The organism is Pseudomonas sp. LB3P93, from assembly GCF_054898025.1.
On the sequence record NZ_CM142713.1, the window covers coordinates 2740925 to 2753121 of the forward strand.

Genomic DNA, 12197 nt, shown 5'->3' on the forward strand with positions numbered 1-12197 from the left:
TCAAACGAAGCGGTCACTGCCCTGGACCAGTTGGGTGGACAGGTACGATTGCTTGAGTTTTTCCAGCCACCAGCCCAGTGCGCGACCGTCATGGTCGCCGCGCCAGCCGGCGTACAGAATGTTCGGTTCTCGCGGATCCGCCATCTGCTTTTCCACCAGGGTGCCGTTTTTCAGTAATGCGCTGACCCGATGCCTGGGCAGCCAGCCCACACCGAGGCCATCGCATTGGGCGAGAATCTTGGCGCGCATGGTCGGCACCGCGAGCACGGGTTGGCCGCCGGAGACGCCATACGTGCTGCCCTCCGTCGCCTTGGACGAATCGGCCACGACAATCGCCCGGTGCTGCGCAATCATGGCGCGTGAAATCGGTTCTTTGGCCTTGGCCAGCGGGTGCATGGGCGAGACCGCGAACACCCACTCCATTTCCCCCAACTGCATCCAGCGCAGGCTGGGGATGGCCGGCGGCTCATTGGTGGCGCCGATGATCAAGTCCGCGCGGCCTTCACGCAGGGCTTCCCATACACCCTTGAGCACTTCATGCGTGATGCGCAGCGGCACGCCGGACTCCAGCGCATCGAACTCGTGGATTACCGGGATCAAGGCTTCGAATTCGAGCAGTTCGTCGGTGACGATCCATAGCCGGCTTTCCCAGCCATTGGCTACTTGCTGCACCCGCTGGGTCAGCCGGGCGACATCCTGCATCAGCCGCGCCGCCTCGTTCACCAGCAACTCACCCGCCGGGGTCAGCTGCAAGCGATAGCGACGACGGTCGAACAACAAGGCGTCGAAGCGTTCTTCCAGTTGCCGCGCCGCGTAGGACACCGTCGAGGGCGCCTTACCCAAGTGGGCAGCGGCCCGCGACAGGCTGCCGGTTTCGCGGATGGCTTCGAGCAACGTCAGGTCTTCAATCGACAGCATTTTCTATCCTCGGCGGGTGTTTCAGTCGGCCCGACGTAACTTCCACAGCCTGATCAGCCGAAGATAGACCACGACGTTGATCGCCAGCACCACGCTGCCCAGCGCCAGTTGAATCGTCGGTGTCAGCCCGGCCGGGTAGATGACCGGCCAAACATAATGCTCGATGAAACCACCGCCGTAGCCGGTTTGCCCGGCGGCCTCGCGCATGAGGTTTTCCCATTGCGTCAGCGGGCACGTCAGGTGGAACACTTCCACGGCCACGCCCCACGCCGCAGCGGGCAGGTGCCACCAGATCAGGGGGCGCCATTTGAGAACCAGCAGCCCGCCGAACAGCACGAACAGAATGAACAGCAAATGAAACAGCACCAGCCCATCGGCGGCAATCCGGTAAAGCATGTCGACTCCCTGACGCGTTATACGAATGGCTCCATGGTACTCGGGTTCTCTTCATTTACAGCGCTTCAGAGCCATTCGGCGAGCGTTGCCCGCAAGTGCGCAAGATTGTTCAAGCCATCGAACGCAACTGCTGGCACAGTCTGGCGACTTTCTCTGGTTGTAGAGCGTTATGTCGAACTCACTCATGCCGCGCAGTGCCTTTCTTCGCGGCGCCGTGGCGATCATGCCGTTGTCCCTGGCGACGGCGCCCTGGGGGCTGTTGGCCGGGTCCATGGCCATCGAGGCCAATCTCACGCCGCTGCAAGGTCAGGGCTTGTCGAGCATCGTGTTTGCCGGTGCCGCGCAACTGGTCGCCATCGGCATGCTCAAGGGCGGCGCCGGGGTCTTTTCGATCCTGCTGACCACGCTGTTACTGACTTCCCAGCATTTGCTGTACGGGATGAGCCTGCGCTCGGTGATTTCACCGTTGCCGGGGCGCTGGCGCGTGGGGCTGGGCTTTTTGCTCACCGACGAGCTGTTCGCGCTGACCAGCCAGCATGACAAACAACAGTTCAATCGCTGGTACGCACTGGGCGTCGGCCTGACGTTTTACATCGCCTGGAACCTGTTCACACTGGCCGGCATCGTCCTGGGCAGCAGCATTCCCGGCCTCGAACACCTGGGGCTGGACTTCTCCATCGCCGCGACCTTTATTGCCCTGATCACCCCGGTGGTGCGCAACGTGCCGACGGTGGTGTGCGTCGCGGTTTCGCTGTTTTGCTCGGTGTTGTTCAGCTACTGGCAGTGGGGCTCGGCGCTGGTGCTGTCGGGGTTGCTGGGCATGACCGCAGGCTTTATCTGCAACAAATTCTATGGGGGCCGCACATGATGGTCTGGGCTGTGATTATCGGGATGGGCGTGCTCGTCTTCCTGAACCGCTATGTATTCCTCGAACCTCGCCTGCCGCTGCGCTTGAGCAGCAATGCCCGGCAGTTCCTCGGTTTTGCCGTGCCGGGGATGTTGACCGCGATCTGCGGACCGATTGTGTTCATGCCGGAAAAACAGCTGAATTTGCAGTGGGACAATCCGTACCTGATCAGTTCGCTGGTGGCGGTGGGCTTGGTGCTGTACACCCGTAATACCTTGCTCAGCATGTTGTTGAGCATGGGGTTTTTCTTTTTGCTGCGCTGGTGGCTTTGAGTCGGATTTTCGAAATTGTTCTACGCTTAAAGAGAATCCCTTCAGGCAGTGAGGTGAGCATGGCCAACGACCCTAAGCGTACGGACCTTGATGAAGAAGAGGATGAACCCTCGAAAGAGGAGATTGAGCGGCAGAGGCGTGCAGAGAAGACTTGGAAACATGACGACAGTCGAGAGCTCTCAGACCGCGATATAGAAATTCCGCTGAAGCCTTGATCGACCTGCAGCGTCGCGGTCACGCGTAACGCTTTTCACTTGTTTTCAGTCAGTGACAAACCTGTGGCGAGGGAGCTTGTCGGAACGCCGCACCGTCCCGCTTGAGTGCGAAGCGCTCACAAAAATCGGTATTGTCGTCACATTTTTTGGGGCCGCTACGCAGCCCAGCGGGAGCAAGCTCCCTCGCCACAACATCAGGTGTGCACAAGCATCGTGCTTGAGTGAACAGCGCTGCGCAATCAAGCGCGGTGGATGACCGTGTCAGATCGCTTCATTCCAGCGTATGTGCGTGATGCCCAATTGTTGAGCGGTCAAGCGTGCTGTTTCGAGGGAGGCGTGTGCGGCGATCTTTCGGTCGGATTGCGGAAAGGCATGCGCGGAGGCCGAATGGATCGCGTCCACATCGGAGAACTGTTCGGCCAGTTTGAAAAAGTGCTGCCGAACGCCATCGAGCAAATAGTGCACGGCATAGGGAACGAGTTCGCTCATGTATTCCTCCTGAAGTCCGCGAGGGCTTTGGGTCAGTCGTCGAGCAGGGCATTCGGAAAGTCTGCGGTGCAATCCTTGTGCAAATGATCAGAACAAAAAAAAAGAGGCCTTGATGGGCCTCTTCTTCAGAGTGCAACGATGTCCGGTTCGTTCAGTGTTGAACTGCGCCGCACATCACTTCAAAGATCTTCCAGCGGCGGAAAATCAGGGTGGGAGGCCCTATAGCCCAACGTCTTGTCGATCCAGGCATTCAGCTCGTTGACCATGACCGGTGGTTTGCCGGAGTAGGTCGCGAGGGTTGAACGCAGGATGTCGTTGATATTGGGGATGGAGTGCAGGTTTCGGGTCTTTATGTATTGCCCGATAAAACAGTCAAGTTGAAAGCGTTCTGTCAGCGACAGGTACACGCACTCCAGACCGCTGACTTGATTAATTACAAGATCGTCGCGCAACTTAGTTCTCTGCAAGGCTTGTTAGATTTAGGGATTTCCTTAGTTATTGACTCTTTGGTCAACTGGGTACTGCCGACGGAAATGCGGCGCGCATGCTAGCGGTAGTGTTGCTAAATGTATGTATGAGGAATGAATTGTCGGACAAGCGGTAAATGCGTCGTTTGGCCGCACATCGACAAGTGTCTCTACTATGAAACAGCCTGTGTAACGTTTATGTCGTGCGGTTATTTAGGTCCAGGAATGGATCCAACTTAAATAAGCTTATCAATCAACATTGCACTCTGATTCCTGACATTTCCCACCGCTTTGTCGACCCTGTACCACTCGAACACTTCGCTGGCTTCACCCTGCAAAAGCACCATCTGCTCGGCGCGCTCTTTGGGCGTGGCCGGGTCCAGCCATTCACGCGCCAGTTCCGCCGAGAGAACAACCGGCCGCCGGTCATGAATGTCGAGCATGCCGCCGGCACTGTCCGCCGTGATGATCACGAAACCGTCGTCGCTGCGCGGCTCGCTGCCGCCGTGGGCAAACTGGCCGATTGCAGCGCAGCAGATCGGCGCCCGGTCCCGTCTACGAATGAGCCACGGCTGCCTAGTCTTATCGCCGGCATCCACCCATTCGAACCAGTTGTCGATCGGCACAATCGCACGGTGCGGCCAGATCGCCCGGAAGAACGGGCCGTGAGCCACTTTCTCTACCCGTGCGTTGATCGGTGCCGCGCGATCCTTCGCCCAGTGCGGACGCCATCCCCAGCGCACCGGATCGGCGTGCAACCCGTCGGGCTCAAGGTGCAACAGCGCGAGCTGAGTGGTGGGCGCGGCGTTGTAGCGGGCCAGCGGTTCATCACCGACATGGTTGATCAGCGCGTCGGGAATGCTCAGCACCGCGACAAAGTCGTGAATGCCACGGTACTGCGACAGTCGTCCGCACATCGGCTGATCCTCCGGCTGGAGCTTTCAGTGTAGGAGCACGGCTTGCCGGCGAAGACGATTTCACGGATACCCATCAAATCACATGCGCACGCTGCAACTCGGTCAACGACAACGCCTTAAGCTGCGCGAGCAGCGGGTCCCGTCGGTCGCGAGGATGGGGCAGCTCCACGGCCAGTTCCTGGCGTATGCTGCTTGGGCGGTTGTCCATCACCAACACGCGATCGCTGAGGTACAGCGCTTCATCGACATCGTGCGTCACCAGCAGCAGGGCGATGGCATGCCGCTCGGCCAGTTGCAGCAACAGGTCCTGGAGTTTCATCCGGGTGAAAGCGTCAACTGCGCTGAACGGCTCATCGAGCAACAAGACCTGTGGTCGCGAGTAGAGGCCGCGGGCGATGGCCACCCGTTGCGCCATGCCACCGGACAAGGCTTTTGGCAGCGCCTGAGCGAAGCCGCCGAGGCCGACTTCTTCGATCAGTTGCGCGACCCAGGCCTTGTCGTAATGGCTGTCGGCGCTGAAACCGATGTTTTGCTCAACCGTCAGCCAGGGCATCAGCCGGGGTTCCTGAAACACGAACGCGACTTCCCCGGCGTTGTTGCGCAGCTCACCCTGGAAGTCCTTTTCCAGGCCCGCGACGATCCGCAGCAAAGTGCTTTTGCCGCAGCCGCTGGGGCCCAGCAGGCTGACGGTTTCCCTGGGTTGCAATTGCAGATGAATGTTGTTGAGCACCGTAATGGCGGCGAAGGTCTTGCGCTCGACGCGAATGTCCAGCAGGTGTTCGGTCATGGCTCAATCCTCTGCGCTTTGGCCGTTGAAGGTGTCGCGCCAGGCCAGGAAGCGTTTTTCCAGGCTGGCGAGGATGCCGTCGCTGAGTTTGCCCAGCAGCGCCAATACGATGATGGCGGCCAGGACGATGTCTGGACGTGAAGTCTCGCGCCCGTCACTGAGCAAATAACCCAGGCCTTTGGTGGCGGCGATCAGCTCCGCGGCCACCAGAAACATCCAGGCCAGGCTCATGCCGCTGCGCAATCCGGTGAACAGGCCGGGCAGGGCGGCGGGCAACAGAATCCGCCGCACCAGGCGTCGCCGGCTGAAGCCGTACATTTGCCCGACTTCCACCAGTTTGCGATCGATGTCGCGGATCGCCGCAACGCCGTTGAGGTACACCGGAAAGAAGGCGCCGATGGCAATCAGGACGATTTTCGAGGTCTCGTCGATGCCCAGCCACAGCAGCAACAGCGGCACCCAGGCCAGGCTCGGAATCGAGCGCAAACCGGCGAACGTCGGTTCCAGATACGCTTCGGCTTCGCGGCTCAAACCGACCCACGCGGCGAATACCAGGGCCAGGCTGGCGCCAATGGCGAAACCCAGCAGCACCCGCAGCAGACTGGCGCTGATGTGTTTCCACAACGCGCCTTCGGCGAGGTCACTGAGGGTCACCGCGACCTCGCTCGGGGCCGGCATTTGATAGGACGGCAGCCAGCCGATGCGCACGACGAATTCCAGCACCAAGATGATCAATACCGGCAGCGCCAGGCCTTTGAGGCGCAGTTTCCAGGCGTTGCTCAGACCACCGGGTGAAGGCAATGCCAGGGGGGCGGGCAGGTCTTTGCTTTTGCTGGTCATGGGGTTCTCCAGTCACGACGATCCGCGACGGGCGCGGGCAAAATCAGAAGCTCGCAGCCTCGTTTCACTCGACAGCTGCTACACGGAAACAGGCGTTCCATGTAGCAGCTGTCGAGTGAAACGAGGCTGCGAGCTTTTATTGTTACTGACGGGCCACGGTTTCCTTGAAGCCGGTGTCGATCAACTGATCGATGACCTGGTCGACATTTACCCCACGGCGAACCAGTTCTTCAGAGACCAGGATCGGTGCGGCGGCCTTGGAGGCGATCACATCCCTGGCGGTCAATTGCGGGCTGCTCAGGTCGGTGCGCGACAACTGCAGCTTGGCCACTTCCAGTGGCAGACCGGATTCGGTCGCGAGCAACTTCGCCAGTTCGTCAGGGTTTTTCACTGCCCAGTCACGGGCCTTTTCATAGGCGCTCAGGACGGTTTCGATGGTCTGCGGATGTTCTTTGGCATAGGTCTCGGTGACGCTGACCACGCCGTAGCTGTTGAAGTTAGTGTTGCGATAAAGCAGGCGCGAACCGGCCTGGACTTCGCTGGCCGCCATGTGCGGATCAAGGCCAGCCCAGGCGTCGACGTCACCTTTTTCCAGCGCGGTGCGACCGTCCGGATGCTGCAAATGCACCAGCTCGACATCGTCCTTGCTCAAGCCGGCCTGTTGCAGGCTGCGCAAGGTGAACAGGTACGGGTCGGTGCCCTTCGTGGCTGCTATTTTCTTGCCCTTCAGGTCGGCCACGGTCTTGTACGGCGAATCCTTGCGCACCACCAATGCGGTCCATTCGGCGCGGCTGTAGACGTAAACCGATTTGATCGGGCTGCCGTTGGCGCGGCTGAGCACGGCGGCCAGGCTGGCGGACGACGCGAAGTCGACGCCGCCACTGTTGAGGTATTCCAGCGAGCGGTTGCTGCCCTGGCTCAACACCCAGCTGACCTTGGTTTGTGGCAAGGCCTTTTCGAGGAAACCGAAGTGTTTGAGCACCAGGCTCACCGGCGAGTAATAGGCGTAATCCAAGTGCACTTCGGCCGGTGCGGTTTCGGCTGCCTGCGCCACGGGTTGCAGGCTCAGGGCCAGGGCGCAGGCACTCAGCAGGTACCTGACGTTTGGAAAGCGGAAGGTCGGTTTCATGGGACAGCTCCGGGCAAGGCGACGAGATTTTTATGTCCAAAAATTTAGTTTTAACGAATGCTTCCTGCATAAAAGGAATATTGCAGGCTCTGTGCCATGTCGCGCACTTGCAGGCTTTTCGGGGGCTGTGGGGGCGAGGGTGAGGGAATTGGCTGTACCGGTGAAAACAGTCTGTTGACTCGCTGTTGCTGGGCGAACAGCGAGTTTTCCTGGTCATGAGCTTATGCATAAATCGAATTTATAAACCTGTCTGTAAGAGCGTTAGGGTCTATACGAATAACGTTCCTGGAGCCTTCGATGAACCTGTCCCGATTTGTGCACGGTCTGTTGACCAGCGCAGTGTTTGCCGCGCCACTGACCCAAGCCGCAGAACCCGTCGTGTTGCACGTCGGGGATCAGAATTACTACAACGTTCGCGCCTCGGTGGAGGCGTCGGGTGTGCTGGAAGGGGCGCCTTTTACCGTCGACTGGAAGCACTTCCAGGCCGCCGCTCCGCTGGCCGAAGCGCTGAACACGGGTGCCCTGGATGTGGGCTTTCTCGGTGATTCCGGCTTCCTGTTCCTGGCGGCCAGACAGGCGCCGGTGAAGTTGATCGGCGTGTCGCGGCAGAACCCCGACACCATCGCCTTGCTGGTGCCCAAGGACTCACCGGTCAAAACCATTGCCGATCTGAAGGGCAAGAAAGTCGCTTACTGGCCGGGGGCCTGGAGCCAGCAACTGACCCTGCGCGCCTTGGAAAAAGCCAATCTGCCGGAAGACTACGTCGACTTCATCAAACTGATGCCGATCGACGCGGCCGCCGCGTTGCCGCAAGGCAGCATCGACGCGTTCCCGGTGTGGGAACCGTACATTTCCCAACAGATCCTGTTCTCTGGCGCCCGGCCGATTCTCACGGCGAAAAACCTCATGCCCGGCCTGAGCGCCATTGCCGCTTCGACACCGTCGATCGAGAGCAAGCGCGAAGCCATCGCCGACTTCCTGGTGCGCCTGAAAAAAGCCCGGGCCTGGGTCGACAACCACACGGACGAGTATGCCGATCTCTGGGCGAAGAAGGCCAACCTCGACCAGAACGTGTCGCGCCATTGGCTGCGCCAGGCGCACATGACCGTCGGCCCGGTGGATGAGCAAGCAGCGAAGGATCTGCAGAGCACTGCGGACTTCCTGTTCAAGGTCAAGGCGCTGCCGGCGGCATTGGCCACCGCACCGATTATCGACGGCTCGTTCCAGCAGTCGCTGGCGCAGTAATCCACGAGGGGTGAGCGCTGGAACCAAACACTGTGTACCCTGATCCAACCTCGGCCTGTAGCCACCTGCGGGCCGACAATGGATGAATGGGCGAAGGGTTTTTGCCGTTTAACGTGATGACCGTAACGGTCTGGCCCAAGGCAAACCATGACACAGCTGTTCAAGGTTCTCACCGCGCTCGCCCTCGCTGTCGGGCTGGTGGGTTGCATTGCCTCACCGATCGAGCTGACCCCGCAGACCGAACAGCGTCTGCGCGAGCAGCCACCGATCCGCTTCCTGCTGACCTTCGACGACGGTCCCAGCGCGTCGAGTTTCTGGAACCCGAGCATGACGGTGCTCGACAGTCTCGAGCAGAACCCGGTGCAGCCGGGGATCAAAGCGGTGTTCTTCGTGCAGACCGGCGCGCCACGGGCCGGCGACAGCGATATCGGGCGCGGGGTCATGCACCGGGAACAGGCTGAAGGGCACGTACTGGGTTTCCACACGGCGACCCATTCGCACACCAATCACCGTTCGCTTAGCCCGGAACAGCTGGAGCAGTCGCTGAGCAAAGGCAGTGCCGACATCGCCGCGATCACCGGCGCGCCGCCCACCCTGGTGCGCCCGCCTTTCTGGAATTACGACAAACGCGTGTTCGCCGCCTATCAGCGGCACGGCATGCATTTGTTGCTGACTGACATGAGCGCCAACGACGGCAAGATCTGGGGCTTCAACGCCAGCCCCAGGCGGCGGGCCAACATGCTGCGGCAACTGTCCGAAGTTCGCGAACGCATCGCACTGGGCGAGTTGCCGACGGTGGACGGTGTAGTTCCGGTGGTCGTGACCTTCCACGACCTGAATCGCTATACCGCCCGGCATGCCCGCGAATACCTGCAAATTCTGCTCGATAGCGCCCGTGCCACCGGGGTGACGGTGGCGCATAAGCCGTTCTACGACGACACAGCGGCGCTGCAACGGGCGGCCCTGGCGCGTACCGTCAGCAGCAGTTCAGAGGCAGAGAAGTTGCCGGGGATCTGGAACTGGCTGTGGGATGGGGATTCTCATTGAAACTTCAGCAAAATATCCTTGGGGGCGCTCACATAGCGATAGCGATATCGGCCGAGCATCCGAACGCAGGCTTCGCCAGCTGCTACAAAATCGCGTTATGGCTGGTTCCGCGGCAGTAACTCGTCAATCATCTTCAAGCAATGATTCAACCCCGGCGTCACATCGCCCACGCGCCGGCTGAGAATGATCGGTGAGGTCGCGTTGTCTTCCAGCAGCGGGGTGAAACCGATGTCGTCGCGGTGCAGCAACTGCACCGAGGCGGGCACCAGCGTGACCCCGATGCCGGCCCCCACCAGACCGATCGCTGTTTGCAGCTCGTTGGTCCATTGCGCCACGTGGATGCTCACGCCGTAGGACTCGAACAGTGAAATCACATGATCGGCGTAGCTGGGGCGCGGATTGCCGGGGTACAGCACAAAAGGTTCCTTGGCCAGCTGGCGAAGGCTGATCGGCCCGGCCAGCAGCGGATGTCCGGCGGGCAGGGCGGCAACCAGTCGGTCTTCGGTCAATACCGTCTGAATGATCGCCGGGTCGTCGATGCGAATTCGCCCGAAACCGATGTCGATGCGCCCGGCCTTGAGCGCCTGCACCTGTTGCAACGTGGTCATTTCCGAAAGTCCGAGCTCAAGCTCCAGGGGCTCGCCACTGCGCAAGCGGCGAATCAGTTCCGGCAGCACGCCATACAACGTCGATGGCGCAAAACCGATGCCCAGCCAGGTCTTTTCCCCAAGGCCGATGCGTCGCGTGTTGTCGCAGACTTTGGCCAGTTGTTCGAGCAGGGCGGTGGAATGCTCATGGAAGAAGCGCCCGGCGTCGGTCAGCTTCAGCGGACGGCCACGCTCCAGCAATATCACCCCGAGTTCATCCTCCAGTTGCTGGATCTGTCGGCTCAGGGGCGGCTGGGCAATGTGCAGTAGCTCGGCGGCGCGGGTGAAGTTGAGGGTTTGAGCCAATACCTGAAAATACCGCAGGTGACGCAGTTCCATGGTGCCTCCGGGCATTGATCAGTTGAATACCTTTAAGGTATCGAGCCAGACCAATTCTATATTGGCCGTGGGCAAAAAGCCGTACGAGAATCCATTTCAGAACTTCAAGAACCTGACGGGTATCGACATGCGTGCAACAGCCATTGAATCGATCGAGACGATCATCGTCGATCTGCCGACCATTCGCCCGCACAAACTGGCCATGCACACCATGCAGAACCAGACCCTGGTGATCATCCGCGTGCGCTGCGCCGATGGCATTGAAGGGATCGGCGAGTCCACCACCATCGGTGGCCTGGCCTATGGCAACGAAAGCCCGGACAGCATCAAGACCAACATCGACAAACACTTCGCGCCCCTGCTGATCGGTGAGGACAGCGGCAACATCAATGCGGCGATGTTGCGCCTGGAGCGCAGCATCCGCGGCAACACCTTCGCCAAGTCAGGTATCGAAACCGCGTTGCTGGATGCTCAAGGCAAACGCCTTGGCCTGCCGGTCAGCGAGTTGCTCGGCGGCCGCATTCGTGATGCGTTGCCGGTGGCATGGACCCTGGCCAGCGGTGACACCGACAAGGACATCGCCGAAGCGGAAAAAATGCTCGACCTGCGTCGTCATCGGATCTTCAAACTGAAAATCGGTGCTGGCGAAGTCAATCGCGACCTGGCCCACGTCATTGCGATCAAGAAAGCCCTGGGCGATCGCGCCAGTGTGCGGGTCGATGTCAATCAGGCCTGGGACGAAGCGGTCGCACTGCGCGCCTGCCGGATACTGGGCGGCAATGGCATCGACCTGATCGAACAGCCAATCTCGCGCAATAACCGCGCCGGCATGGTGCGCTTGAATGCCATGAGCCCGGCGCCGATCATGGCCGATGAATCCATCGAGTGCGTGGAAGATGCGTTCAATCTGGCGCGCGAAGGGGCCGCTTCGGTGTTCGCCCTGAAAATCGCGAAGAACGGCGGGCCACGCGCCGTGCTGCGGACCGCCGCCATCGCCGAGGCCGCCGGTATCGGTTTGTACGGCGGCACTATGCTTGAAGGTGGGATCGGCACGCTGGCCTCGGCCCATGCCTTTATCACCTTGAATAAACTGGCCTGGGACACTGAGCTGTTCGGCCCGTTGCTGCTGACTGAAGACCTGCTTAGCGAGCCGCTGGTCTATCGCGATTTTGCGCTGCATGTCCCGCAGACCCCGGGCCTTGGCCTGCGCCTGGACGAAGAACGCCTGGCGTTTTTCCGTCGCGACAAAACATCCATTTCCGTTCATCAAGCCTGAGGAGAGCATCATGCTATTCCACGTAAAAATGACCGTGAACCTACCGGTCGACATCAATCCGGACCTCGCCACTCAGCTCAAGACCGATGAAAAGGCCCTGGCCCAGCGCCTGCAAGAGCAAGGCAAGTGGCGTCACCTGTGGCGCATCGCCGGGCACTATGCCAATTACAGCGTTTTCGACGTGGACAGCGTTCAGGAATTGCACGACCTGCTGATGCAATTGCCGCTGTTTCCGTACATGGCGATCGAGGTCGACGCAATGTGCCGGCATCCTTCTTCCATCCGCGAGGATGACCGCTGAACCCA

16 protein-coding genes are annotated in these 12197 nt (G+C 60.2%); 7 read left to right on the top strand and 9 right to left on the bottom strand.

Translation table 11 applies throughout. The annotated features are described in order from the left end of the window. Both ACYZT8_RS12365 and ACYZT8_RS12370 read right to left on the bottom strand, forming a co-directional pair. Entirely contained in the window at window positions 1–918 is a 918-nt protein-coding gene (locus tag ACYZT8_RS12365; RefSeq protein WP_461981468.1) for a LysR family transcriptional regulator, read from the bottom strand. Window positions 919–939: 21 nt separating this feature from the next. Next, entirely contained in the window at window positions 940–1314 is a 375-nt protein-coding gene (locus ACYZT8_RS12370) for a DUF2784 domain-containing protein (protein WP_461981470.1), read from the bottom strand. Between the two features lie 169 nt (window positions 1315–1483). Here ACYZT8_RS12370 and ACYZT8_RS12375 point away from each other — a divergent pair, with 169 nt between their 5' ends. The 3 genes from ACYZT8_RS12375 to ACYZT8_RS12385 are packed head-to-tail and all read left to right on the top strand — an operon-like array spanning window position 1484 to window position 2708. Continuing rightward, window positions 1484–2182: an AzlC family ABC transporter permease gene (locus tag ACYZT8_RS12375; protein WP_131060224.1), complete on the top strand. Its 699-nt coding sequence runs from the start codon at window positions 1484–1486 to the stop codon at window positions 2180–2182. Then, a complete protein-coding gene (locus ACYZT8_RS12380; protein ID WP_165557448.1) occupies window positions 2182–2493 on the top strand; it encodes an AzlD domain-containing protein in 312 nt (103 codons plus the stop codon). The genes ACYZT8_RS12375 and ACYZT8_RS12380 overlap by 1 nt, the downstream gene beginning before the upstream one ends. A gap of 59 nt (window positions 2494–2552) precedes the next feature. Then, the gene (locus ACYZT8_RS12385) at window positions 2553–2708 is read left to right on the top strand and encodes a hypothetical protein (RefSeq protein WP_461981472.1); all 156 of its coding nucleotides are present in this window, start codon (window positions 2553–2555) and stop codon (window positions 2706–2708) included. A 261-nt stretch (window positions 2709–2969) separates the two neighbouring features. Here ACYZT8_RS12385 and ACYZT8_RS12390 read toward each other — a convergent pair whose 3' ends face one another. The 6 genes from ACYZT8_RS12390 to ACYZT8_RS12415 form a co-directional block, all read right to left on the bottom strand. After that, window positions 2970–3197: a DUF6555 family protein gene (locus ACYZT8_RS12390; protein WP_461981474.1), complete on the bottom strand. Its 228-nt coding sequence runs from the start codon at window positions 3195–3197 to the stop codon at window positions 2970–2972. 179 nt (window positions 3198–3376) lie between these two features. After that, window positions 3377–3649: a hypothetical protein gene (locus tag ACYZT8_RS12395; protein WP_461981476.1), complete on the bottom strand. Its 273-nt coding sequence runs from the start codon at window positions 3647–3649 to the stop codon at window positions 3377–3379. 251 nt (window positions 3650–3900) lie between these two features. After that, window positions 3901–4581, bottom strand: a complete 681-nt coding sequence (locus tag ACYZT8_RS12400; protein WP_461981478.1) for an SOS response-associated peptidase — start codon at window positions 4579–4581, stop codon at window positions 3901–3903. Between the two features lie 73 nt (window positions 4582–4654). Beyond that, window positions 4655–5368: an ABC transporter ATP-binding protein gene (locus tag ACYZT8_RS12405; protein WP_461981480.1), complete on the bottom strand. Its 714-nt coding sequence runs from the start codon at window positions 5366–5368 to the stop codon at window positions 4655–4657. A gap of 3 nt (window positions 5369–5371) precedes the next feature. Continuing rightward, window positions 5372–6208, bottom strand: a complete 837-nt coding sequence (locus ACYZT8_RS12410; protein WP_461981482.1) for an ABC transporter permease — start codon at window positions 6206–6208, stop codon at window positions 5372–5374. A gap of 142 nt (window positions 6209–6350) precedes the next feature. Then, window positions 6351–7337: an aliphatic sulfonate ABC transporter substrate-binding protein gene (locus ACYZT8_RS12415; protein ID WP_461981484.1), complete on the bottom strand. Its 987-nt coding sequence runs from the start codon at window positions 7335–7337 to the stop codon at window positions 6351–6353. 297 nt (window positions 7338–7634) lie between these two features. On the opposite strand from ACYZT8_RS12415, the gene ACYZT8_RS12420 reads away from it, so the two are divergent. Together ACYZT8_RS12420 and ACYZT8_RS12425 are read left to right on the top strand one after the other, a co-directional pair. After that, complete coding sequence (locus ACYZT8_RS12420; protein WP_461981486.1) at window positions 7635–8582, top strand: ABC transporter substrate-binding protein; 948 nt, start codon at window positions 7635–7637, stop codon at window positions 8580–8582. Between the two features lie 147 nt (window positions 8583–8729). Next, the gene (locus ACYZT8_RS12425; RefSeq protein ID WP_461981488.1) at window positions 8730–9629 is read left to right on the top strand and encodes a polysaccharide deacetylase family protein; all 900 of its coding nucleotides are present in this window, start codon (window positions 8730–8732) and stop codon (window positions 9627–9629) included. A gap of 95 nt (window positions 9630–9724) precedes the next feature. On the opposite strand, the gene ACYZT8_RS12430 is transcribed toward ACYZT8_RS12425, so the two are convergent. Next, window positions 9725–10615 (bottom strand): LysR family transcriptional regulator, encoded by an 891-nt coding sequence (locus ACYZT8_RS12430; RefSeq protein ID WP_461981490.1) that lies wholly within the window; start codon window positions 10613–10615, stop codon window positions 9725–9727. Window positions 10616–10742: 127 nt separating this feature from the next. Between ACYZT8_RS12430 and ACYZT8_RS12435 the strand changes: the two genes are divergently transcribed. Beyond that, window positions 10743–11891, top strand: a complete 1149-nt coding sequence (locus ACYZT8_RS12435; RefSeq protein ID WP_461981492.1) for a muconate cycloisomerase family protein — start codon at window positions 10743–10745, stop codon at window positions 11889–11891. A gap of 10 nt (window positions 11892–11901) precedes the next feature. Next, window positions 11902–12192, top strand: coding sequence for a muconolactone Delta-isomerase (gene catC, locus ACYZT8_RS12440; RefSeq protein ID WP_131060236.1), 291 nt, complete (start codon window positions 11902–11904; stop codon window positions 12190–12192). Window positions 12193–12197: the final 5 nt, after the last annotated feature.